Here is a 23,733-nt window from a genome sequence, read left to right as displayed (position 1 = left end):
CTTGCCGCTCTGCGATTCCCGGCATACTGGTCAGGTACCCACCGGGGAACTCACCGGCACGGCCTTACCCACGAAGTAAGGCCGTTCTCCCCTCCCCCCTTTGCATTGCTGGTGATACAAACTTCCCTATACAACTGTTATTACCCAGCCAATTAGCTGGTATCAAAAACTTCCAGCGAAAGTTTGCCGCCGGGAAACAGGCAGCACTTGCCCAAGCCCTCAAGTTACAGTTCAAAACTCCTACGTGACAAAGCCCCTGGACAAAGTTGACGGGCTCTCCCCTCTTCGCGGTAATATTGTTCAAACCGACCGATATACTCTACGTACGCTGCGTGCCATCAGGCGCCCTCGTGGCCGTGGGAGCCGGGCTCAGCCCTGTCAGGCAAGTCCATCCCGCGCGGTCGTGTTTACAGAGACGGAAAAACCCTTCAATTCAAATTAGGTAACACTGTGACGAAAGACGAACTGCGCGCGGAACTTGAGCGCCAGGAACAACGTTACAAGGATGTTTACGGCGGAGAAGTCACCACCTACGCCGCGCAACCCGAACCGGAACGCAAACCCTGGCGTAAACGGGCCAGTCTTCGCGACCAGGCCTTTAGCCAGGAACTGCAAAAGATGGAACAGGAACTCAAGGCGCAACAGGCCCAGGCGACTCAGCCTTGACACCGTGAGGCTTGCCTCCTGCAGCCTGTCATCCTACCCGGATCCTGCCAGGCTCCCGCATGTCAACGGCTTGTGCTATCCGCGACGAGCCCTGGAAGCCGCCCCACCCAACGGGCTGATTGACGCCAGGCAGGTCCTCACACAGAAATTTCATACAGCCGTTTCGGCCCAGAAGCCCTGCGCCGAAACCTCGCGTCTTCCAGATATTTCCAATGAAATCAGAAGCTTGCCAGAGCCCCGGAAAACCTGGGTTTGCAGGGTTTCCTACATTTTTTTTCATTGAAGAATGTTACCGATGGGCAGCTAGTGCATCGATTAGCGGGCTTTTCTGGCATAATCGCGCCCCCTTATGACCGGGTCAGAAAACCTACATGATCGATTTATTCAGCGGACTGGATGCTTGGGTCCTCGTGAGCCTGCTGCTCGCCCTGGCCTTTGTCCTCAGCTTCGAGTTCATCAACGGCTTTCATGACACCGCTAACGCGGTGGCCACAGTGATCTACACCAAAGCGATGCCGCCCCATCTCGCGGTGTTCTCCTCCGGTGTATTCAATTTCCTCGGGGTTCTGCTCGGCGGGGTCGGCGTTGCCTATGCCATCGTCCACCTGTTGCCGGTGGAACTGCTGATCAACGTCAACACCGGACATGGCCTGGCCATGGTGTTCTCGCTGCTGGCTGCGGCCATCACCTGGAACCTGGGAACCTGGTATTTCGGCATTCCGGCCTCGAGTTCCCACACCCTGATCGGTTCGATCCTCGGTGTCGGCCTGGCCAATGCCCTGCTCAACGACATTCCGTTGGGCGACGGGGTCAACTGGCAGAAAGCGATCGATATCGGTGCCTCGCTGGTGTTCTCGCCGCTGGCCGGCATGCTGGTGGCAGGCCTGGTTCTGGTCGCCCTGAAGTGGTGGCGTCCGAAGTCGAAGATGCACAAGACGCCGGAACAGCGCCGCAAGATCGACGACAAGAAGCACCCTCCGTTCTGGAATCGCATGGTACTGGTGGTTTCGGCCATGGCCGTGAGCTTCGTGCACGGCTCCAACGACGGTCAGAAAGGTATCGGCCTGATCATGCTGGTGCTGATCGGTATCGTGCCGGCGCAGTTCGTACTTGACCTGAGCACCACCACCTACCAGATCGAACGCACCCGCGACGCGACCCTGCACCTGAGCCAGTTCTACCAGCGCAACAGCGCCACCCTGAGCGAGTTCCTGGCACTGGGCAAGAGCGTGCAGGACGACCTGCCGGGCAAGTTCAGCTGCAATCCGCAGCAGACCGAACCGACCATCGCCGCGCTGCTGAACGATCTCAAGGGCGTCAACGACTACCATTCGCTGTCACCTGAAAAGCGTATCGAAGTGCGCCGCTACCTGCTCTGCCTGGACGACACCGCGAAGAAGGTCGGCAAGCTGCCAGGCCTGGACGCGCGCGAGAAGGCGGACCTGGAAAAACTGCGCAAGGACCTGACCGCCACGACCGAATACGCACCGTTCTGGGTGATTCTGGCGGTGGCCCTGGCCCTTGGCCTGGGGACCATGGTCGGCTGGAAACGGGTGGTGCTGACCATTGGCGAGAAGATCGGCAAGCAGGGCATGACCTATGCCCAGGGCATGTCGGCCCAGATCACCACGGCCGGGATGATCGGCCTGGCGAACATCTTCGCGCTACCGGTTTCGACGACCCACGTGCTGTCGTCGGGTGTGGCGGGGACCATGCTGGCGAACAAGAGCGGGCTGCAGAGCAGCACGATCAAGACCATTCTGCTGGCCTGGGTACTGACCTTGCCGGCGACCGTCGGGTTGTCTGCCGGTTTGTTCTGGCTCGCTTCGAAGATTATCGGCAGTTGAGTTGACTGCCGTGATCTGAAAATCAAGGTGCCACCTTTTGGGGCACCTTTTTTTTCGTCTCGGTTTTTAATGCTGGTGTTTAAGTTTGGGGGATGCGTGTGTATCCGTTTGCGCGTTTAACTGGTGTAACGGTTTCGCCCCTTACGGGCGAGTTACTTTTTTTCAGACGCCAAAAAAAGTAACCAAAAAACGCTGCCCCTCCATTGGCCCCCCGCTACGCGAGGGGTTCCCTCATTCCACCCTCGCTCCGTGGGTCGCGCCGCATGGGCATCCATGCCCATCGGCGCTAACTCGGCATCCATGCCGAGTTCCCCACTACACGAGGGCTCCATTCGGCCTGCTGGGAACGGGGCCGGTAGAGCAAGAGCAAGAGCTTCGCGGGCAAGCCCGGCTCCTACAAGTTTGCGTCGTACACGGAGGCTGCATACGACACCCATCTGTAGGAGTCGGGCTTGCCCGCGAAGAGGCCATTGAAGTCGCCGAAAAACTTCCAGATTCCCCCTCTGCTTTTGATCTTGCTTTTGCTTTTGATTTACCGGCCCCGTTCCCAGCCGGCTGAGTGGAGGTTCTGTTTCGAGAGTCGCCCGGCAGGGATGCCGGGCGAGCCGTGTTGGGCCATGGATGGCCCGTCACGGCGTGCTCTCGAAACAGGACCGGAGCGAAGGAACCCTCGCGCAGCGAGGGCCAATGGAGGGGCAAGCGTTTTTTGGTTACTTTTTTTGGCGTCTGAAAAAAAGTAACTCGCCCGTAAGGGGCGAAACCGTTCCATCAGTTAAACGCGCAAACGGATATGTACACCCAGTAACAATTACTCCCCCCAAAAAAGCCCAGAAACGCGAGACAAAAAAAAGGGCGACCGAAGTCGCCCAAAATGCCTTGCGTGCTCGTTCTCTGAAAAGACCTAAGGTTTCTTCCTCTTATGTGAGTCTTTCCAGATAAAAAATCCAAAACCGCCGAGGAACACCACCATGAGGCCAACCGTCAGCACTCCGGCAATTACCACGTTATCGAAAAACATGACTGGCCTCCTGCACTCGCCCTGTTGCGATGTGGCTAAGTTACCCAAATGGGCACGGAGGAAAATTGACCGGCGTCAATGCCGCCCGGAACCGGGTGCGGGGAAAGGAAATTAACTGACTTGCATCAAGTTTCAGCGCAGATATCAGCGCTTTTTCGGCTTGTTCTTCGGCTTTTTCCTGCCCTTGCCCAATGGCATCGCCTGCTCGAAGGCCTGGCGTACTTCATTCAGGCGTTTCTCGTTCAGGTCATGGACACGCTTGGCCCGTTCCGCATTCAGGTCGATCAACTTGTCGTCTTGGCTCATGATTACTACATCGCTATCGGTCGAATTCAGCCAGGCCCGCCCCCGGCTCACGCAATACCCCCATAATGCGGGCAAGCGTCGGCGCTGACCAGCCGGGAAATGATCGAGCTATGTCCGCCATGCCCGTTTGCGCGCAAAATCGCCCACTCAGTATGGCTACCAAGGATCGTTGAAGTGACACTGCCCAAGGACCTCCCCCCGCTCATGGCCCTACGCGCCTTCGAATCGGTGGCCCGCCACCTGAGCTTCATCAAGGCCGCCGATGAGCTGTCGGTCAGCCAGAGCGCGGTAAGCCATCAGATCCACAAGCTTGAGCAGTACCTCGACCAGCGCCTGTTCATCCGCAGGACCCGTGCCATCGACCTCAGCGACGCCGGCAGCCGCTATTACCAGCAGATCCGCCCGGCCCTGGAACAGATCGCCGAAGCCAGTCGACAACTGCGCGCACCGACATCCCCACGGGTGCTGCGGATCGGCCTGCTGGCGTCTTTCGCCACGCTCTGGCTGGCACCGCGCCTGACCGACTTCATTACCCGCCACCCGCACATCCAGGTTGCCCTGGAGCCGTCGATCCAGCTCGCCGATGTCGCCGGCGCCCAGGTCGACCTCGCCATCCGCTACGGCAAGGGCGGCTGGCCGGATGTCGATGCCCAGCGGCTGATGAGCGAACGCCTGTTCCCCGTCTGCAGCCCGGCCTTCAAGGCCGCATCCCACGGGCCGGGCCCGTTGCTGATGGCCCAGGCCCGGCAACCCTTCGAATGGATCGATTGGGCCCGGCACCATCATTTCGATCTGCAGCGCTACCCCACGGCCATGCTCCATGACTACAACATCGTGGTCGAAGCCGCCATCGCCGGCCAGGGTATCGCCATGGGCCGCCAGCGCCTGATCGATCGCCGGCTCAAGGACGGCTCGCTGGTACCGGCATTCGACAGCCCCCCTTATGAGAGCGAGATCGGCTATTGGCTGATCAGACCCAACACCGCGCTCTGCGCGGAAGCCGAAATCTTCTGCACCTGGTTGATGGAACAATGCGCGGACACATGAGCCAATCAGATACGTCCGATTGAATCTATCCGTTTGTCGGCCAATTCCGCGCCGAGCATGCTGAAACCTTCTTCAAGGAGGTTTCCCCCATGAGCAATTCCCTGTCAGATCGCGTCAGTCAACTGGGCCTGAACCTGCCGCAGCCCAGTCAGCCGATTGCCAACTATGTGAATTACGTGATCAGCAACAACCAGCTGTTCATCTCCGGGCAGATCCCCCTGCAGGATGGTCAGCCCGCCGGCATTGGCCGCCTGGGCGATACCCTGGGCGAAGAGGAAGGCGCAAGGGCAGCGGAGCTGGCGGCCCTAGGCCTGCTGGCGCAATTGCATCACGCCATCGATGACAACCTGTCGAAGCTGGTGCGCATCGTCCGCCTCGGCGTCTTCGTTGCCGCCAGCCCGGACTTCAAACGCCAGGGCGTTGTGGCGAACGGCGCATCCAACCTGCTGGTCAACGTGCTGGGTGAAAAAGGTCGGCACGCCCGGACCGCGATCGGCGTATCGAGCCTGCCCAGTGGCGTCGCCGTGGAAATCGACGCGATCTTCGAGCTGCAGCCATGATCGTCGACGATTGGTCGGAAAGCGAAATCGCCCACCTGCGTGCCGCGACTCCCGGCTGCTCGCGGGTGATCCATTTCAATCACGCCGGCGCCTCGCTCCCCAGCCAGGCCACCCTGGAGGCAATGACCGCCCAGTTGCGACTCGAGGCAGGCATCGGCCCGATGGAAGCCGGCCCCCAGGGCGCGCGACTGGAGGAGGAAGCCCGTCAGGCTGCCGCCGAGCTGCTCAACACCAGCGTCCAGAGCATCGCCTTTGCCAGCAGCGGCTCAGCCGCCTGGGGCCAGGCCTTCGCCGCACTGGGCCCCTGGCGTGCCGGCGACCGGATCCTGGTCGGGCGTCATGAATGGGCCGGCAACCTGGCCTGCATGGCCGAAGCGGTCAAGGCCGGCGCTCGTCTGGAAGTGATCCCGTGCGATGAAACCGGTGCGGTGTCGGTCTCTTCCCTGGAACAGATGATCGACGCCCGCGTGCGCCTGATCGCCCTGACCTGGCTACCGGCCAATGGCGGCCTGATCAACCCCGCCGAGGCCATCGGCCAGGTGGCGCGACGCCATGGCATCGCCTACTTCATCGATGCCGGACAGGCGCTCGGCCAACTGCCGTGCGATGTCCAGGCCCTGGCCTGCGACGTGCTCAAGGGTGCCGCCCGCAAGTTTCTCCGGGGCCCGCGGGGTACCGCGCTGCTGTATGTGCGCGAAGGCTTTCTCGAACAACTGACCCCCCGCTACCTCGATGTGTCATCCGCGCCCTGGGACGATCACGGCTTCACGCTGCGCAACGATGCCCGCCGCTTCGAAACCAGCGAGCGCTCGCTGGTGTTGATGGCCGGCCTGGCCAATGCGCTGAAGGAGGCCAATCAGTTGGGTATCGCGCGTATTCGCGGCAGGATTCAGCGGTTGGCGACAGGATTGCGCGAAGCCTTGCGCAAGATCCCCGGGCTGGAACTGCACGACCTGGGCCTGCCCGGACAGCAGTCGGGCCTGATTGCGTTCACTCTGGAAGGATGGGATGCCTTGGCGCTGAAACAACGGCTGGCCGAAAGCGCTATCAACATCGGTGCCAACGGCACCGCCTACACGCCTCTGGACATGCAGGCCCGCGAACTGCCGGCGATTGCCCGGGTCGCGGTGAGCTATCTCAATACCGAACAGGAGATCGGCTTGCTGCTGGAGGCCCTTGGGCAACTGGCCGAAGAGCGCCGTCAGACCTCGACGTCGACCAGCAGGCCCTGACGCGGCTGCTCTTCCATCAATGCGACCACCGGTACGGTGTTGTCGGCGTTCAATTCGTCGCCCGGCACCGCCAGGTGCAACTGCGGATCATCCTCGGCCTCACGCCGGCGTTGCTGCTGTTGCTGCTGGCGCCGCTGTTCCTCGCGCAACTGCCACGCGGCCTCTTCCGGGTCGCGCTTCTGCAGGTCGATGGTGCTCTCGTTGGAGCTTTCCTGCACGGGCACCACAGGCGGGATATCCGGTCGCGGTCGGATCGGGTCCTGCTGGGAAGTGACCGGCACGGCACTCAGGGGTAACATCGGTGGCAGCATGATTTTTTCTCCTGTCGGCAGGCTTTCGGCGGCGGCCCCCGTGACTTGAGCCGTCAGTCGCGAAACTGTGACCCGGTTATCGCTAAAGGGTGCAATACGCTCCGACGAACGTCATGCTCAACGACCTTTCAGCCTGGGTCGGTGTACTTTCTCGGATCAGTCCTTTCGATCAAGAGCTTTGGCCTGAAAGCGTCGATTCCGTTAAGATAGTCGGCTTTTTCAAGGCGGGAGTCAGGCAGCATGGCGCAGCAGTATCAACCGGGGCAACGCTGGATCAGTGACAGCGAAGCCGAGCTGGGTTTGGGCACCGTTCTGGCACAGGATGGCCGCTTGTTGACCGTGCTCTATCCGGCCACTGGCGACACTCGCCAGTACGCGCTAAGGAATGCGCCCCTGACCCGCGTGCGATTCTCGCCCGGGGACAGCATCACCCACTTCGAGGGGTGGAAGATGACCGTGCGCGAAGTCGAGGATGTCGACGGGCTGCTGGTCTACCACGGCCTCAACGTGCAGAACGAAGTCGTCGCGCTGCCGGAAACCCAGCTGTCGAACTTCATCCAGTTCCGCCTGGCCAGCGACCGGTTGTTCGCCGGGCAGATCGACCCGCTGCCATGGTTCTCGCTGCGCTACCACACCCTGGAACACACCAGCCGCCAGTTGCAATCGCCGCTCTGGGGCCTGGGTGGCGCCCGTGCGCAACCGATCGCCCACCAGTTGCACATCGCCCGGGAAGTCGCCGACCGTATCGCGCCACGGGTCCTGCTGGCGGACGAAGTGGGCCTGGGCAAGACCATCGAGGCCGGCCTGGTGATCCATCGCCAGTTGCTGTCCGGTCGCGCCAGCCGCGTGCTGATCCTGGTCCCGGAAAACCTCCAGCACCAGTGGCTGGTGGAAATGCGCCGGCGCTTCAACCTGCAGGTCGCGCTGTTCGATGCCGAGCGCTTCATCGAGAGCGATGCCAGCAACCCGTTCGAAGACACCCAGTTGGCCCTGGTGGCCCTGGAGTGGCTGGTCGAGGACGAAAAGGCCCAGGATGCGCTGTTCGCCGCCGGCTGGGACCTGATGGTGGTCGACGAGGCGCATCACCTGGTCTGGCATGAAGACAAGGCCAGCCCGGAATATACGCTGGTCGAACAACTGGCCGAGACCATTCCCGGCGTACTGCTGCTGACCGCCACCCCCGAACAGCTGGGCCAGGAAAGCCATTTCGCGCGCCTGCGCCTGCTCGATCCGAACCGTTTCCACGACCTGGCCGCGTTCCGCGCCGAAAGCGAGAACTATCGCCCGGTGGCCGAAGCGGTGCAGGAACTGCTGGACCAGGGCCGTCTGTCCCCGGCCGCCCACAAGACCATCCAGGGTTTCCTCGGCAACGAAGGCGAGGCCCTGCTCACCGCGGTCAACGACGGCGACAGCGAAGCCAGCGCGCGTCTGGTACGCGAACTGCTCGACCGTCACGGCACCGGCCGCGTGCTGTTCCGCAACACCCGCGCCGCCGTCCAGGGCTTCCCGGAGCGCAAGCTGCACGCCTACCCGCTGCCGAACCCGGACGAATACCTGGAGCTGCCGCTGGGCGAACACGCCGAGCTGTACCCGGAAGTCAGCTTCCAGGCCCAGACCGAAGGCGGTGACGAGGAACGCTGGTGGCGCTTCGACCCACGGGTCGAGTGGCTGATCGACCAGTTGAAAATGCTCAAGCGCACCAAGGTGCTGGTGATCTGCGCCCACGCGGAAACCGCCATGGACCTGGAGGACGCCCTGCGCGTGCGTTCCGGCATCCCGGCCACCGTGTTCCACGAAGGCATGAACATTCTCGAGCGTGACCGCGCCGCCGCCTACTTCGCCGACGAGGAATTCGGCGCCCAGGTGCTGATCTGCTCGGAAATCGGCAGTGAAGGCCGCAACTTCCAGTTCGCCCACCACCTGGTGATGTTCGACCTGCCGGCGCACCCGGACCTGCTGGAACAGCGCATCGGCCGCCTGGACCGGATCGGCCAGAAGCACGTGATCGAGCTGCATGTGCCGTACCTGGAAACCAGCCCGCAGGAACGCCTGTTCCAGTGGTACCACGATGCCCTGAACGCCTTCCTCAATACCTGCCCGACCGGCAATGCCCTGCAGCACCAGTTCGGCCCACGCCTGCTGCCGCTGCTCGAAGGCGGCGACGACGGCGAGTGGCAGAAGCTGGTGGACGAGGCCCGTGCCGAGCGCGAGCGCCTGGAAGCCGAATTGCACACCGGCCGCGACCGCCTGCTGGAACTCAACTCCGGCGGTGCCGGTGAAGGTGAGGCCCTGGTCGAGGAGATCCTCGAGCAGGACGACCAGTTCGCCCTGCCGATCTACATGGAGACGCTGTTCGACGCCTTCGGCATCGACAGCGAGGACCATTCGGAAAACGCCCTGATCCTCAAGCCGAGCGAGAAGATGCTCGACGCCAGCTTCCCGCTGGGCGACGACGAAGGCGTGACCATCACCTACGACCGCGGCCAGGCGCTGTCGCGCGAAGACATGCAGTTCATCACCTGGGAACACCCGATGGTGCAAGGTGGCATGGACCTGGTGCTGTCCGGCTCGATGGGCAACACCGCCGTGGCGCTGATCAAGAACAAGGCACTGAAACCGGGCACCGTGCTGCTGGAGCTGCTGTACGTCAGCGAAGTGGTCGCACCGCGCTCGCTGCAACTGGGCCGCTACCTGCCGCCGGCCGCCCTGCGCTGCCTGCTGGACGCCAACGGCAACGACCTGTCGCCACGCGTCGCGTTCGAAACCCTGAACGACCAGCTGGAAAGCGTGCCCAAGGCCAGCGCCAACAAGTTCATCCAGGCCCAGCGCGACAGCCTGGCGCCGAAGATCAACGCCGGCGAAGCGAAAGTCGCCCCTCGTCACGCCGAACGCGTGGCCGAGGCACAACGTCGCCTGGCGGCCGATACCGACGAGGAACTGGCGCGCCTGACCGCGTTGCAGGCCGTCAACCCGAGCGTGCGTGACAGCGAGCTGGTCGCACTGCGCAAACAGCGTGAACAGGGGCTGGCGATGCTGGAGAAGGCGGCGCTGCGCCTGGAAGCGATCCGGGTGCTGGTCGCCGGTTGATATGACGGTGCGCTGTGGGGCGGGATTCGTTTAGGGCTTCAGGGCCCCTGTTCGCGGATGAATCCGGCTCCCACAGGTCCAGTGGTGATCACAAAATCTGTGAACACCGCTCCACTGTGGGTGCCGGATTCATCCGCGAACAGGCCCCCATTCAACTGACTATCAAGCCGTTACAGGTGCCACGCCTTCCTGCTCCTGCCCCATCCCCTCGCGCATCCGCGCCGCATCCCGACTGAAACACCGTGCCGCCTGGAACAGGAACAGCAGCGTCAGCAGCAACGCCGCCGGAATCAGATACATCGCGTCATGCAGACCCACGGCCTTGAATGCCTCGGTCATTTCCTGCGCACCTGCCGCCAGCATCGCCGCATGGGCGAAATGGTCGGACAGCAGGCCGACCACCACCGGCCCCAGCCCGCCACCCAGCAGATACAGGCCGGCGAAATACACCGCCATCGCCATCGCCCGCAGCCGCGGCTCGACCACGTCCTGGATCGCGGTATAGACGCAGGTGTAGAAGTTGTAGGCAAACAGCCAGCCGACACTGAATACGGCGACGAACACACCGATCTCGATCCGCCCGGCATGCAGTGCCCAGGCCGTGGCCAGGGTCGACACCACCAGGCTCACGGCCGCGAACAGCAGGCGTCCGTTGGCGATGCGCTGGTGAATCTTGTCCGCCACCCAGCCGCCCAGGGTCAGCCCGACCAGGCCGGTCACACCGACGATCACCCCGGTGGCCACCGCCGCTTCCTGCAACGGCATCTGGAAGTAGCGCTGCAGCATCGGCACCAGGAAGGAGTTGCAGGCGTAGGTGGCGAAATTGAAGGTCAGCCCCGCCAGCACCAGCCAGAGAAAGGTCGGGATCGCCAGCAGGCGCCGTACCGGCCGCTCGATCCGTGTCTGGGCGACCTGTACGGTTTCCGCCGCGCCGCGCTTGGGCTCCCTGATGAAGAACATGAACAGCGCCAGCACCAGGCCGGGGACCGCCGCAATGAAGAACGGCGCCCGCCAGCTGTCGAACGCCTTGACCATCGCGCCGATGGTGAAGAACGCCAGCAACAGCCCCAACGGCAGGCCCAGCATGAAAATGCCCATGGCCCGTGCCCGGCGATGGGCCGGGAACAGATCGCCGATCAGCGAATTGGCCGCTGGCGCATAGCTGGCCTCACCGATCCCGACGCCCATGCGCACCAGCAGGAAGCTCCAGAAACTGCCCACCAGGCCATTGACCGCCGTCAGCCCGCTCCAGACCGCCAACCCCCAGCCCATCAGCTTGCTGCGCGAACCGTTATCGGCCATGCGCCCCAGGGGCAGGCCGGCAATGGCATAGACGATGGTGAAGGCGGTGCCGATGATGCCGATCTGGAAATCGCTCAGGTGCCACTCCATGCGGATCGGTTCGATGATGATCGCCGGGATGGTCCGATCGAAGAAATTGAATAGGTTGGCAAGGAACAACAGGAACAGAATGCGCCAGGCATTCGCCGCTTGGGTCGAGTTCTGCATGGGGTCCGTCTCTTTATTGTTATAGGGCTTGGCTGCCACTCAATCTAGTCAGCCTGATATCGCCTGTCTGCCACCATTCGCGGCGCTGATACCGGCCAATGGAGGCTCTATCGGGACCCGTAAAAATACTTGTAACACCCCCTTACAAAGCCGCGGCCGAAGCCTAGAATAGTGCCAAACTCCCTCCCTTCTTCTTTCTCCGTTGACCTTCCATGTCTGATGCTAATCCGTGTCTGAATTGCGGTGCCTGCTGTTCCTATTTCCGTGTCTCGTTCTATTGGGGAGAGTGCGTGTCGGGCGGCGGCCTGGTGCCCGACGAACTGGTCAGCCAGATCAGTCCGAGCCGCGTGGCCATGAACGGTACCGAAGGGAAAAAGCCGCGCTGCACCGCTCTTGAAGGTGAAGTCGGTAAAGGGGTCAGTTGCTCGATCTACCACCAGCGCTCCAGCCCCTGCCGCGAATTCGATGCCGCCTGGGTCAACGGTGAACCCAACGAACGCTGCGATGCGGCCCGCGCCGCCTTCGGCCTGCCGCCCCTGGAGCCCGAACAGCAGCCCGGCTTAGTACCAATCGCTATTTAGCTCATCGCCAAATCATTGGGAGCACTCTGCCATTAGGGCTCCCGGCTCCAGACGAGCCTCTATACTCCAACCCATTGGTCGGCGCGCAGCGTCGGTAGTCCAAGGGCGGAATAGGACAGGCTATGGAGTGGCTGGGTTTGCATTTTGTCGACAAACTTCCCGAGCAAGGGCAGTTGCTGCTCGACTGCAGCCACGATCCGCTGCTGGTCATGCTGGCCTATCTGGTGGCCTGCGCCGCGGGCTTCGCCACGCTCGACATGGCCGAACGGGTCGGTCATGTGGAAAAACCGGCGCAACAGCGCCTTTGGCGCTGGGTCGGTGCCTGTTGCCTGGCGGGCGGCATCTGGGCCATGCACTTCATCGCCATGCTGGCGTTTCGAACGCCCATCGCGATGAGTTACGACCTGCCCACCACCATGGTCTCGCTGCTGATCGCCCTGTTCGCCTCGTTTCTCGCCATGCACACCCTCGGTCGCGCCGAACTGCGCCCTTCCCAGACCGTTCGCGCCGCCCTGTCGATGGGGCTGGGGATCGCCGCCATGCATTACGTCGGCATGTCGGCCTTGCGTTCGACTGCACAGCAGTACTATCAACCCGGCCTCGTCGGCCTGTCGGTACTGATCGCCATCGGCGCCAGCCTGGCGGCCCTGCTGCTGGCCAGGCACTTTCGCACCGGTAGCGGCATCTTCCATCAACTGCTCAAGTACAGCGCCAGCCTGGTGATGGGCGCCGCCATCGTCAGCATGCACTTCACCGGCATGTGGGCACTGCGCCTGGTCGTCCCGGAAGGCGACGTCCTTGGCGCCGCGGTGCAGAACAACCATCTGCAACTGGGCATGACCATTGCGCTGATCACCCTGCTGATCATCGGCAGCAGCATCAGCGCGGCCCTCTCCGACAAGAAGCTGCAGCACAAGGAACAGGACCTGCGCCGGGTCAACGCGCTGCTCAGCCAGTTGGACCAGGCCCGCCTGTCCCTGGCCCAGGTCGCCCACTACGATGCCCTGACCAACCTGATCAACCGACGCGGCTTCAACCAGATCTTCGCCGAAAGACTGATCGAGCGCAGCAGCAATGGCGGCATGCTGGCGGTGATGTTCCTCGACATCGACCACTTCAAGCGGATCAACGACAGCCTCGGCCACGACGCCGGTGACGAGCTGCTCAAGGTCATCGCCGCGCACATCAAGAGTGCCACCCGCAGCCATGACGACGTGGTCGCGCGCTTTGGCGGCGACGAGTTCTGCATCCTCATCAGCCTGCACAAGCGCGACGAAGCCCGGCACATGGCCCAGCGCATCATGCAGAAGATGAAGGAACCGATCGAACTGGCCGGCCGGCGCATGGTGATGACCACCAGCATCGGGATCGCCGTGTTCCCCGAGGACGGCCAGACCTGCGAGGAACTGCTGAAGAACGCCGACCTGGCGCTGTACCAGTCCAAGGAAGCCGGACGCAACAGCCTGCATTTCTTCAACGCCAACCTGAAGACGAAGGCGACCCTGGAACTGCAACTGGAGGAACAACTGCGCCAGGCGCTGCGCGACGGCCGCGAGCTGCAACTGTTCTACCAGCCGATCTGTGCGGTCAGGACCGGCCAGGTCGCCAAGCTCGAGGCCCTGGTACGCTGGAACCATCCGCAACACGGGCTGCTGGCCCCGGACCGCTTCCTGCACATCGCCGAAGCCAACGGCCTGATCGCCGATCTGGACAAGTGGGTCCTGCGCACCGCCTGCCAGGACCTGGCGGCACTGGACGAACAGGGCTACAGCGACCTGATGGTCAGCACCAACTGCTCGTCCCTGAACCTGGCACGCGAGGAACTGGCCGACGACATTGAAAACATCCTGCGCAGCACCGGCGTTTGCGCCAACCGGCTGGAGCTGGAGGTCACGGAAAACGCGCTGATGGGCAATATCACCAATACCCTGCAGCTGTTGCGGCAGATGCGTACCCTCGGCGTCTCGCTGTCCATCGACGACTTCGGCACCGGCTACTCGTCCCTGGCCTACCTCAAGCGCCTGCCACTCAATACCCTGAAGATCGATCGCTCGTTCATCCTCGACATCCCCAAGTCGGCCCCGGACATGGAGATCATCCAGGCGATCATTGTCATGGCCCACACCCTGCATCTGCAGGTGGTCACCGAAGGCGTCGAGACCCAGCAGCAATACGAGTTCCTTGCCGAGTACGACTGCGACTACATCCAGGGCCACCTGTTCAGCCGGCCGGTGCTGTTCGAAGAGCTGCCCGCGACCATCAGGCAGCTCAACCAGCGCCCACCACCCAGCGTCACGCCACTCACTCCGCCGGCGACGGCGGCTCGCGATACAGATTCACCAATGTCGCGGGATCCTTTTGCAGATACCCCTGGCTACCATGCAGGCGCATCAACTGTGCGGCCAATCCGCTGATGGGCGCCGCCGAACCCTGTTCACGGGAGAACTTCACGGCACCGTCCAGGTCCTTGAGCAAGGTGCGCACATGCCATTTGATCGGTTCGAAACGGCTTTCGGCCATCTGCGGCGCGAGGATCTGCAACGGCCTGGAGTCGGCGAAGCCACCGCCGAGCGCTTCGGCCAGCAGGCTGGCATCCACCCCGGAGCGTTCCGCCAGCGCCACCACCTCGGCAATCACCAGGGCATTGCAGGCCACGATCATCTGATTGCAGGCCTTGGTCACCTGCCCGGCACCCACCGCCCCCATGTGGGTGACGCGCTGGCCAAGGGTCAGCAAGACCGGGCGAACCCGTTCCAGATCGGCCACTTCCCCACCGGCCATGATCGCCAGGCTGCCGGCCTCGGCCCCGGCGGTGCCGCCGGAAACCGGCGCATCCAGCCAGCGCACACCGCGCTCGGCCAGCAGGCGCGCGGCCATTTGTCGCGTCGCCGTGGGCTCCAGGCTGGAAAAATCCACCAGCAGTTGACCCGTCTTCGCCGCCTGCGCCACCCCGTCGACCCCGAAAACCACCTCCTGCACCACCGCGGTATCGGCTAGGCACAGCATCACCACGTCCGCCTGCGCGCACAGCTCGGCAGGGGTGGCGACCTGCCGCGCACCGGCCGCCACCAGTTCGGCGCATTTGTGCGGCGACCGGTTCCACACCGTCAAGGGGTACCCCGCGGCCAGCAAGCGACGGCACATCGGCAGCCCCATCAGGCCGATTCCGGCGAACCCCAGGGCAGGTAGTACAGAATTCATAAAAAGTTCCCCGTCAATTAAAGAACGTCAAATACTGGCCGATTCAACGATATCCAGAGCAGGGTTTAGCCCTAGGGAAACCTAGGGCCAACCCCTATCGATCAAGCCAATATCGCGCGTTAAAGTCGCGATCTCTCACCGTGATGGCGCGTTGATATCCCCTCGACCGCCCAACCAGACCAGGCATATGGCGCACAATGACCTCCAAAAATAACCCAGCCAACGCAGTATCCGATCTGATGTCGCCCGCGGTCGTGGAAAAAACCTACAAGGCCTACTCGACGCCCCGTCCACTGGCGACGCAGCAGTACCTTTATTTCACCGAAACCAATACGGATCGTATCCTCGACAACCTCGACGGTCTGCGCGACATGGTATTTCCGCGCCCACCGCACCTGGAGGTGGAGAACGAGGCCCGTCGCGAACAGGAATTCCCCTCGGTCTGCCTGATCGGCCTGGGCCGCTGCGGCTCGAACATCGCACTGGATGTCGCCGAACTGGTCTACAACGCCCGCAAGTTCTACCTCAACGAATTCAACAACGACGACAAGTCCGTCGACAAGGGCTACCGCCCCGCCCAGTGGATCCGCAATAACCTGCGCCTGGTGCAGAGCAAGTCCGCCAAGCCGGTGTTTCTGGTCGAACCGCTGGTGATGCTCGGCGACCTGGACAAGGACATCGCCGGCCGCATCCGCTTTTCGCGCAAGGGCGAGAAAAGCGGGTTCATCCGCGACTACAGCAAGATGAAGATCATGGACCTGTCCGAGGTGCATGCCGGTGGCGCGGGTAACGCCCCGATCCTCGGCCAGTACCTGGCCAAGATCATCCTGAACAAGGACACCCAGCGCTTCTCCAGCCCCGACTGGAAGATGATCCACTCGTACCTGATCGACTCCTGCGGCATCAAGGCCAACCAGTCGCGCCTGTACTTCTCGATCTTCAGTGCCGGCGGTGGTACCGGTTCGGGCATGGCCTCGGAATTCGGCCTGGCCCAGCAGTACTCGTACATGAACAAGACGTTCGACACCAAGCCGATGGACGAGCACGACAGCAAGAGCGGCCACTCCTTCGTCTTCGAACCGATCTTCACCAGCGGCATCTGCGTGCTGCCGAACATCTCCGACCATCGCAGCGAAATGTCCGAGGCCCTGCACATCAACGCCGGCCGCCTGCTCTGCAAGTACCTGTCGGAAGAGTGGGACTTCTCGTACAACTTCGACAATGAAGACAGCAGCGAAGCCAGCGTCATGGGCCGTATCCGCCCATGGAACGCGATGATGCTGATCTCCAACGACATCATGCGTTATGCCGAAGAGAACGATGACGGCAATATCCAGAACATCGATGTCAATGCCATGGAGAAGCACGCCAACCAGTACATCTCCCAGCAGATCTTCAACATCCTGACCGCCCAGGCGGTGACCACCGACTACGACCAGAACTACTTCCGTCGTGCCGGCATCGACATCGGCGAGACCATCCGCCTGGACGCCAACGACCTGTTCATGAGCCTGGCAGGCCCCGTGGCGATCGCCTACGCCGAATCCGTGGTACCGGAACAGCCGGCGCCAACCGGCGACAAGTTCAAGGTGTTCGAAAAGGAACAGCAGCGGTTGAACATCGACGACCTGTTCTTCCGCTCCATCGACCTGCCGCACTTCAACAAGGTCACCCAGGCCATCGAAGGCATCAGCCTGCTGCCGATCGAGTCCAAGCGCTACCGCGCCGCCCTGGAGCAGTACAAGGCTTCGGGTTACGACGCCGCGGCGCTGCACGACCTGCATTTCTTCAAGAACTGCTCGTCGGTGGTTTCGATCGTCTCGCTGCCCAAGGACTACAAGCTGTCCTACATGGACCTGAACCGGCTCAAGACCCACCTCAACAGCCTGTTCCCCAACACCACGCTCAAGCGATACGCCCTGGTGATCGGGGCCTCGGCCAACCTGTCGCTGACCACGCTGATTGCCAAGAGCCCGTGCCTGTCGGACGACTTCCTGACCCTGATCGTGGCCTTCATCAAGCGCTGCTTCGCGCGCAACCCGTACCGCTTCGACGACACGCTGGACAACTCGATGCTCGAGTTCATCACCCGCGACGAGTTCGACGAAGGGCATATCGACGACCTGCTCAACGAGTTCGAGAACCCGGCGAAGATCCTGGATACCAACTGGTACGCGATCAAGCCGATGTACGAGAAGAAGTACCGCGAACTGATCAACGACAAGGACAAGTTCGTCTCGATCAACGATATCCGCCTGTCCCGCGATTGCGTGAAGAAGGCGATCAAGTATCTGCGCGAGATCTACCGTCACCGCATCGGCAAGACCAAGGTCATCTCCTTGAACAGCCACACCGGTCGGACCGAGTACTGAGCCGACCGCCCCCCCATCACCCTGTAGGAGCCCGGCTTGCCGGCGAATGGGCCCTTGAGGCCGCCAGAAGCTTAGCCGGCAAGCCGGGCCCTACAGAATCGGATGTCGTGGCAGGGAAGCTGCGATATGCCTGTCAGGGACTGTGGATTTTCTCCACGGGCAAACTGCCATTACTGCTGCATGCGGTTACTGGCCTACACACTCGTAGGCCATAAACGCATAACGCATATGCACCATTACAGTGCCTTGAATTACCCAGTTGCTCTTTCCTGGATCATCACCCAGGGCGATACCACCACCGCCCACAGGCTCGGATCACGCTCGAGAAGATCCTGGGCCCGCGTTTCAGACACCTTGGCCAACGCTCCGGTGGCCAGCCAATCCGCTACTTTCTCGGTCTGATTCTCGGCCATGGCCTGCGCCGCGGCGATCAGATCCAGCGACGGTTCGACCCACAATAGGGCACCCCGGGCAAAGAACGGTTGCAGCTCCTCCCAGCGGATAGATGCAGTTTCACCAAGCAGCTTGGCATAGAGGGTGCTAGGTTCTTCAATCATGGGAGTTCCACCTGAGAAAAAATCGGCGCAATCATAACGTCGCGACTCAAGGTAGAAAAACCCGGATGTAAAGGTTGGGGTGAAAGAAGGATCAGGGTTGCAGGGATTGCCGTGAAAGCTCAGCAACATCCAGATAATAATCTGCATGGCCATCTGCCGCTATTCTGTCTCTTTCTTTCATTTAAGCGACATCTCCCGATTTTGTCCCCGGCAGCCCGCTATCCAAGCGATAAACGAGCGCTCTAAACTGTATCGGTACAGTTGCCGGGTAAAATCGGGTTGTCAAAACCCGGTTCTGCCGCCCTGGCGTCAGGACTATAAAAATTACAACAGCAAGAGTGGAGCACTAATGACTAAGCAGATTTCCAAACTGTTCGCCGCTATGGTTCTGGCCGGTATCGCCAGCCATTCTTTCGCTGCAGACACCATCAAGATCGGCATCGCCGGCCCCAAGACCGGCCCTGTGACCCAGTACGGTGACATGCAGTTCACGGGCGCGAAACAGGCCATCAAGGACATCAACGCCAAGGGCGGCGTCGATGGCAAGAAACTCGAAGCGGTCGAATACGACGACGCCTGCGATCCGAAACAGGCCGTGGCCGTCGCCAACAAGGTCGTCAACGATGGTGTCAAGTTCGTCATCGGCCACCTCTGCTCCAGCTCCACCCAGCCCGCTTCGGACATCTACGAAGACGAAGGCGTGATCATGATCACCCCGGCGGCCACCAGCCCTGAAATCACCGCCCGTGGCTACAAGCTGGTGTTCCGCACCATCGGCCTGGACAGCGCCCAGGGCCCTGCCGCCGGCAACTACATCGCCGACCACGTGAAACCGAAAGTGGTTGCCGTACTGCACGACAAGCAGCAATACGGTGAAGGCATCGCCACCGCGGTCAAGCAGACCCTCGAGAAGAAAGGCGTGAAAGTCGCGGTCTTCGAAGGCCTGAACGCCGGTGACAAGGACTTCTCCTCGATCATCCAGAAGCTCAAGCAGAACAACGTCGACTTCGTCTACTACGGCGGCTACCACCCAGAGCTGGGCCTGATCCTGCGCCAGTCCAAGGAAAAAGGCCTGAACGCCAAGTTCATGGGTCCGGAAGGCGTCGGCAACGACTCCATCTCGCAGATCGCCCAGGACGCTTCCGAAGGCCTGCTGGTTACCCTGCCGAAGTCCTTCGATGCCGACCCGGAGAACAAGGCCATCGTCGACGCCATCAAGGCTGACGGCAAGGATCCGAGCGGTCCGTTCGTATTCCCGGCCTACTCTGCTGTCGAACTGATCGCCGACGGCATCAAGAACGCCAAGAGCGAAGACACCGCCAAGGTGGCTGCCGCTATCCACGCCGGGACCTTCAAGACCCCGACTGGCGAGCTGTCCTTCGACGAGAAGGGCGACCTGAAGAACTTCAAGTTCGTGGTCTACGAATGGCACTTCGGCAAGCCGAAGACCGAAGTATCCCCTCAGTAACTCAGGCCTGACAGGTCAACAAGCCCACTGTTTGCACAGTGGGCTTTGTTTTACGAGGTTTATGGGCCTGACACCCGCGATCCGGGAGCTGGCTCACCTGAAAATCTTAAAACCGTCACCAGCGGTTCGCTGGCAAACGCTCGTGCCAACGTGGCGACAGACCACGCCCGACGAGCCGGAACATGACTCCACCAGTGAAATGCGTATCGGGTTTTTAGGAGCGCTGTAATGCCTGAGATCTATCACTTCTTCCAACAGCTGGTTAATGGCCTGACCATTGGCAGCACCTATGCCTTGATAGCCATTGGCTACACAATGGTTTACGGCATCATTGGAATGATCAACTTCGCCCATGGCGAGGTCTACATGATTGGTTCCTACGTGGCCTTCATCGTCCTTGCCGGGCTGGCCATGATGGGAATCCACTCCCTGCCGCTGCTGATGACCGCCGCGTTCATCGCGACGATCGTCGTGACCAGTGCCTATGGCTACAGTATCGAACGCGTTGCCTACCGCCCACTGCGCGGCAGCAACCGTCTGATTCCGCTGATTTCCGCCATCGGCATGTCGATTTTCCTGCAGAACACCGTACTGCTGTCCCAGGACTCCAAGGACAAGTCCATTCCCAACCTGATCCCGGGGAGCATCTCCTTCGGTCCGGGGGGCGCAGAGGAAGTCCTGATTTCCTACATGCAGATCCTGGTTTTCGTGATCACCCTGATCGCCATGACCGGACTGACCCTGTTCATCTCCCGTTCACGCCTGGGCCGCGCCTGCCGTGCCTGCGCCGAAGACATCAAGATGGCCAACCTGCTGGGGATCAACACCAACAACATCATCGCCCTGACCTTCGTCATCGGTGCCGCCCTGGCCGCGGTCGCCGCCGTGCTGCTGAGCATGCAGTACGGGGTGATCAACCCCAACGCCGGCTTCCTGGTGGGCCTGAAGGCCTTTACCGCCGCAGTACTGGGCGGTATCGGCAGCATTCCGGGCGCCATGCTCGGCGGGTTGGTGCTCGGTGTGGCCGAAGCCTTTGGTGCCGACGTGTTCGGCGACCAGTACAAGGATGTGGTGGCGTTCGGTCTTCTGGTCCTGGTGCTGTTGTTCCGTCCGACCGGCATCCTGGGCCGTCCGGAGGTTGAGAAAGTATGAACAGATATCTCAAACAGGCGCTGTTCAGCGCCCTGCTGGTCTGGGCCGTGGCCTTTCCGGTACTCGGCCTGAAGCTGAGCATCGTCGGGATCAACCTCGAAGTGCATGGCACCGGTCCCCTGACCCTGACCGTCATCGCCCTCTGCTCGGTGCTGATGTTCCTGCGCGTGCTGTTCAGCCAGCAGGTCAGCACGATGTTCAAGTCGTCCCGTGGCCCGCTGGTGTCGCCCAAGGTCGGTCAGTTCCTGACCCTGCCACGGACCCAGCGCTGGATCATCATCGGCCTGATCGTGGCCGCACTGATCTGGCCGTTCTTCGGCTCGCGGGGGGCGGTCGATATCGCCACCCTGATCCTGATCTACGTGCTGCTGGGCCTGGGCCTGAACATCGTGGTGGGCCTGGCCGGCCTGCTCGACCTGGGTTATGTCGGCTTCTACGCGGTGGGCGCCTACAGCTACGCGCTGCTGTCGCACTACTTCGGCTGGAGCTTCTGGCTGTGCCTGCCGGTCGCCGGCCTGATGGCCGCGACCTTCGGCTTCCTGCTCGGTTTCCCGGTGCTGCGCCTGCGCGGTGACTACCTGGCCATCGTGACCCTCGGCTTCGGCGAGATCATCCGGCTGTTCCTGCGCAACCTCACCGACCTCACCGGCGGCCCGAACGGCATCAGCAACATCCCCAAGCCGACCTTCTTCGGCCTGAGCTTCGAGCGCAGTGCCGCCGAGGGTGTGAAGACCTTCCACGAGTTCTTCGGGCTGGCCTACAACCCGGTGAGCAAGGTGGTCTTCCTGTACCTGGTCGCCCTGCTGCTGGCGCTGTTCGCGCTGTTCGTGATCAACCGCCTGCTGCGCATGCCGATCGGCCGCGCCTGGGAAGCCCTGCGTGAAGACGAGATCGCCTGCCGCGCCCTGGGCCTGAACCCCACCGTGATCAAGCTCTCGGCATTCACCCTGGGTGCCTGCTTCGCCGGTTTCGCCGGCAGCTTCTTCGCCGCCCGCCAGGGCCTGGTGACCCCGGAGTCGTTCACCTTCATCGAATCGGCGATCATCCTCGCCATCGTCGTGCTCGGCGGCATGGGCTCGCAACTGGGGGTGATTCTCGCAGCGATCGTGATGATCCTGCTGCCGGAGCTGATGCGTGAATTCAGCGATTACCGCATGTTGATGTTCGGCGCCATGATGGTGCTGATGATGATCTGGCGTCCACAGGGTCTGCTGCCGATGCAACGTCCACACATGGAGCTGCGCAAATGAGCCGCGAGATCCTGAAAGTCGAAAACTTGAGCATGCGCTTCGGCGGCCTGCTGGCGGTCAACGGCGTGGCCCTGACCGTGAAAGAGAAACAGGTCGTGGCACTGATCGGCCCCAACGGTGCCGGCAAGACCACGGTGTTCAACTGCCTGACCGGCTTCTACAAGCCCAGCGCCGGAAGCATCATCCTCGACGGCCAGCCGATCCAGGGCCTGGCCGGCCACGAGATCGCCCGCAAGGGCGTGGTGCGGACCTTCCAGAACGTGCGTCTGTTCAAGGACATGACCGCCGTGGAAAACCTGCTGATCGCCCAGCACCGTCACCTGAACACCAACTTCCTGGCCGGTCTGTTCAAGACCCCGTCGTTCCGCAAGAGCGAAAGGGAAGCCATGGAATACGCCGCGTACTGGCTGGACAAGGTCAACCTGACCGAATTCGCCAACCGCCCGGCCGGCACCCTGGCCTATGGTCAGCAGCGTCGCCTGGAAATCGCCCGCTGCATGATGACCCGTCCACGGATCCTCATGCTCGACGAACCGGCGGCCGGCCTGAACCCCAAGGAAACCGACGACCTCAAGGCGCTGATCAGCGTGCTGCGCGAGGAACACGGCGTCACCGTGCTGCTGATCGAGCACGACATGAAACTGGTCATGAGCATTTCCGACCATATCGTCGTGATCAACCAGGGCACGCCGCTGGCCGATGGCACACCACAACAGATCCGCGACAATCCCGATGTGATCAAAGCCTACCTGGGGGAAGCGTAAATGCTGCAGTTCGAAAACGTTTCCACCTTCTACGGCAAGATCCAGGCCCTGCACAGCGTCAACGTGGAAGTCCGCCAGGGCGAGATCGTCACCCTGATCGGCGCCAACGGCGCAGGCAAGTCGACCCTGCTGATGACCCTCTGCGGTTCGCCGCGGGCCCACAGCGGCAGCATTCGCTACATGGGCGAAGAGCTGGTGGGGCAGGAGTCCTCGCAGATCATGCGCAAGAGCATCGCGGTGGTGCCGGAAGGCCGCCGTGTGTTCTCGCGCCTGACCGTGGAGGAAAACCTCGCCATGGGCGGTTTCTTCACCGACAAGGGCGATTACCAGGAGCAGATGGACAAGGTCCTGGAACTGTTCCCACGGCTCAAGGAGCGCTTCAGCCAGCGCGGCGGCACCATGTCCGGCGGCGAACAGCAGATGCTCGCCATCGGCCGGGCGCTGATGAGCAAGCCCAAGCTGCTGCTGCTCGACGAGCCGTCGCTGGGTCTGGCACCGATCATCATCCAGCAGATCTTCGATATCATCGAACAACTGCGCAAGGACGGAGTGACGGTGTTCCTGGTGGAGCAGAACGCCAACCAGGCGCTGAAGATCGCCGATCGCGCCTACGTGCTGGAGAACGGCCGGGTGGTGATGGAAGGCAGCGGCAATGACCTGCTGACCGACCCGAAAGTCCGCGAAGCGTACCTGGGCGGTTGATTCCACTGCCGTGCAACGAGAAGGCCCCGTTCTGTCGGGGCTTTTCTTTGCCCGGAACATCGTGTCCGTACCCTCGCCGCCCATAATCGATTATGTTGGCCGC

General features: G+C 61.9%; 20 protein-coding genes. 14 read left to right on the top strand and 6 right to left on the bottom strand.

Annotated elements, in window-relative coordinates:
* Positions 1-450 precede the first annotated feature (450 nt).
* Both ACMGT0_RS08055 and ACMGT0_RS08050 read left to right on the top strand, forming a co-directional pair.
* Positions 451-666, top strand: a complete 216-nt coding sequence (locus ACMGT0_RS08055; RefSeq protein ID WP_081005909.1) for a hypothetical protein — start codon at positions 451-453, stop codon at positions 664-666.
* Between the two features lie 371 nt (positions 667-1,037).
* A complete protein-coding gene (locus tag ACMGT0_RS08050; protein ID WP_416772129.1) occupies positions 1,038-2,513 on the top strand; it encodes an inorganic phosphate transporter in 1,476 nt (491 codons plus the stop codon).
* A 901-nt stretch (positions 2,514-3,414) separates the two neighbouring features.
* Here the strand turns inward: ACMGT0_RS08050 and ccoM are convergent.
* Complete coding sequence (ccoM, locus tag ACMGT0_RS08045; protein ID WP_010449458.1) at positions 3,415-3,531, bottom strand: cytochrome c oxidase subunit CcoM; 117 nt, start codon at positions 3,529-3,531, stop codon at positions 3,415-3,417.
* A gap of 144 nt (positions 3,532-3,675) precedes the next feature.
* Positions 3,676-3,837, bottom strand: coding sequence for a hypothetical protein (locus ACMGT0_RS08040; RefSeq protein WP_192842680.1), 162 nt, complete (start codon positions 3,835-3,837; stop codon positions 3,676-3,678).
* Positions 3,838-4,011: 174 nt separating this feature from the next.
* Between ACMGT0_RS08040 and ACMGT0_RS08035 the strand changes: the two genes are divergently transcribed.
* The 3 genes from ACMGT0_RS08035 (at position 4,012) to ACMGT0_RS08025 (ending at position 6,676) form a co-directional block, all read left to right on the top strand.
* Positions 4,012-4,884: a LysR substrate-binding domain-containing protein gene (locus ACMGT0_RS08035; RefSeq protein WP_416772126.1), complete on the top strand. Its 873-nt coding sequence runs from the start codon at positions 4,012-4,014 to the stop codon at positions 4,882-4,884.
* A gap of 89 nt (positions 4,885-4,973) precedes the next feature.
* On the top strand, positions 4,974-5,444 hold the full coding sequence (locus tag ACMGT0_RS08030; protein ID WP_054057630.1) for a RidA family protein: 471 nt from the start codon (positions 4,974-4,976) through the stop codon (positions 5,442-5,444).
* Positions 5,441-6,676: an aminotransferase class V-fold PLP-dependent enzyme gene (locus ACMGT0_RS08025; protein WP_054061774.1), complete on the top strand. Its 1,236-nt coding sequence runs from the start codon at positions 5,441-5,443 to the stop codon at positions 6,674-6,676. The genes ACMGT0_RS08030 and ACMGT0_RS08025 overlap by 4 nt, the downstream gene beginning before the upstream one ends.
* On the opposite strand, the gene ACMGT0_RS08020 is transcribed toward ACMGT0_RS08025, so the two are convergent.
* Positions 6,646-6,987: a hypothetical protein gene (locus ACMGT0_RS08020; protein WP_054057628.1), complete on the bottom strand. Its 342-nt coding sequence runs from the start codon at positions 6,985-6,987 to the stop codon at positions 6,646-6,648. The genes ACMGT0_RS08025 and ACMGT0_RS08020 overlap by 31 nt on opposite strands.
* Before the next feature lie 240 nt (positions 6,988-7,227).
* Between ACMGT0_RS08020 and rapA the strand changes: the two genes are divergently transcribed.
* A complete protein-coding gene (gene rapA, locus ACMGT0_RS08015; protein ID WP_416772123.1) occupies positions 7,228-10,074 on the top strand; it encodes an RNA polymerase-associated protein RapA in 2,847 nt (948 codons plus the stop codon).
* 162 nt (positions 10,075-10,236) lie between these two features.
* Here the strand turns inward: rapA and ACMGT0_RS08010 are convergent, their stop codons facing one another.
* Positions 10,237-11,583 carry a spinster family MFS transporter gene (locus tag ACMGT0_RS08010; protein WP_054057626.1) on the bottom strand — a complete coding sequence of 449 codons (1,347 nt, stop codon included), beginning with the start codon at positions 11,581-11,583 and terminating at the stop codon, positions 10,237-10,239.
* A 212-nt stretch (positions 11,584-11,795) separates the two neighbouring features.
* Here ACMGT0_RS08010 and ACMGT0_RS08005 point away from each other — a divergent pair, with 212 nt between their 5' ends.
* Both ACMGT0_RS08005 and ACMGT0_RS08000 read left to right on the top strand, forming a co-directional pair.
* A complete protein-coding gene (locus ACMGT0_RS08005; protein WP_054057625.1) occupies positions 11,796-12,164 on the top strand; it encodes a YkgJ family cysteine cluster protein in 369 nt (122 codons plus the stop codon).
* A gap of 122 nt (positions 12,165-12,286) precedes the next feature.
* Entirely contained in the window at positions 12,287-14,578 is a 2,292-nt protein-coding gene (locus ACMGT0_RS08000) for a putative bifunctional diguanylate cyclase/phosphodiesterase (protein ID WP_054061776.1), read from the top strand.
* Here ACMGT0_RS08000 and ACMGT0_RS07995 read toward each other — a convergent pair.
* Positions 14,466-15,365 (bottom strand): NAD(P)-dependent oxidoreductase, encoded by a 900-nt coding sequence (locus ACMGT0_RS07995; protein WP_081009776.1) that lies wholly within the window; start codon positions 15,363-15,365, stop codon positions 14,466-14,468. The two genes, ACMGT0_RS08000 and ACMGT0_RS07995, sit on opposite strands and share 113 nt — an antisense overlap.
* 197 nt (positions 15,366-15,562) lie before the next feature.
* Here ACMGT0_RS07995 and ACMGT0_RS07990 point away from each other — a divergent pair, with 197 nt between their 5' ends.
* Entirely contained in the window at positions 15,563-17,737 is a 2,175-nt protein-coding gene (locus tag ACMGT0_RS07990; RefSeq protein ID WP_054061012.1) for a hypothetical protein, read from the top strand.
* A gap of 251 nt (positions 17,738-17,988) precedes the next feature.
* Here ACMGT0_RS07990 and ACMGT0_RS07985 read toward each other — a convergent pair whose 3' ends face one another.
* The gene (locus tag ACMGT0_RS07985) at positions 17,989-18,294 is read right to left on the bottom strand and encodes a DUF2288 domain-containing protein (protein ID WP_054061013.1); all 306 of its coding nucleotides are present in this window, start codon (positions 18,292-18,294) and stop codon (positions 17,989-17,991) included.
* Positions 18,295-18,643: 349 nt separating this feature from the next.
* Here ACMGT0_RS07985 and ACMGT0_RS07980 point away from each other — a divergent pair, with 349 nt between their 5' ends.
* The 5 genes from ACMGT0_RS07980 (at position 18,644) to ACMGT0_RS07960 (ending at position 23,630) form a co-directional block, all read left to right on the top strand.
* Positions 18,644-19,762 (top strand): branched-chain amino acid ABC transporter substrate-binding protein, encoded by a 1,119-nt coding sequence (locus ACMGT0_RS07980; protein WP_054061011.1) that lies wholly within the window; start codon positions 18,644-18,646, stop codon positions 19,760-19,762.
* A gap of 228 nt (positions 19,763-19,990) precedes the next feature.
* Positions 19,991-20,914 carry a high-affinity branched-chain amino acid ABC transporter permease LivH gene (gene livH, locus ACMGT0_RS07975; RefSeq protein WP_054061010.1) on the top strand — a complete coding sequence of 308 codons (924 nt, stop codon included), beginning with the start codon at positions 19,991-19,993 and terminating at the stop codon, positions 20,912-20,914.
* Positions 20,911-22,164, top strand: a complete 1,254-nt coding sequence (locus ACMGT0_RS07970) for a high-affinity branched-chain amino acid ABC transporter permease LivM (protein ID WP_054061777.1) — start codon at positions 20,911-20,913, stop codon at positions 22,162-22,164. Before livH ends, ACMGT0_RS07970 begins: the two co-directional genes overlap by 4 nt.
* Positions 22,161-22,928, top strand: coding sequence for a high-affinity branched-chain amino acid ABC transporter ATP-binding protein LivG (gene livG / locus ACMGT0_RS07965; RefSeq protein WP_054061008.1), 768 nt, complete (start codon positions 22,161-22,163; stop codon positions 22,926-22,928). The genes ACMGT0_RS07970 and livG overlap by 4 nt, the downstream gene beginning before the upstream one ends.
* Complete coding sequence (locus ACMGT0_RS07960; RefSeq protein WP_054061007.1) at positions 22,929-23,630, top strand: ABC transporter ATP-binding protein; 702 nt, start codon at positions 22,929-22,931, stop codon at positions 23,628-23,630.
* Positions 23,631-23,733 lie beyond the last annotated feature (103 nt).

This window comes from Pseudomonas sp. RHF3.3-3 (assembly GCF_048069595.1).
Lineage (GTDB): Bacteria > Pseudomonadota > Gammaproteobacteria > Pseudomonadales > Pseudomonadaceae > Aquipseudomonas > Aquipseudomonas fuscovaginae_B.
The sequence above is the reverse complement of the archived record's forward strand: the minus strand, read 5'-3'. Positions and strand labels throughout refer to the sequence as shown.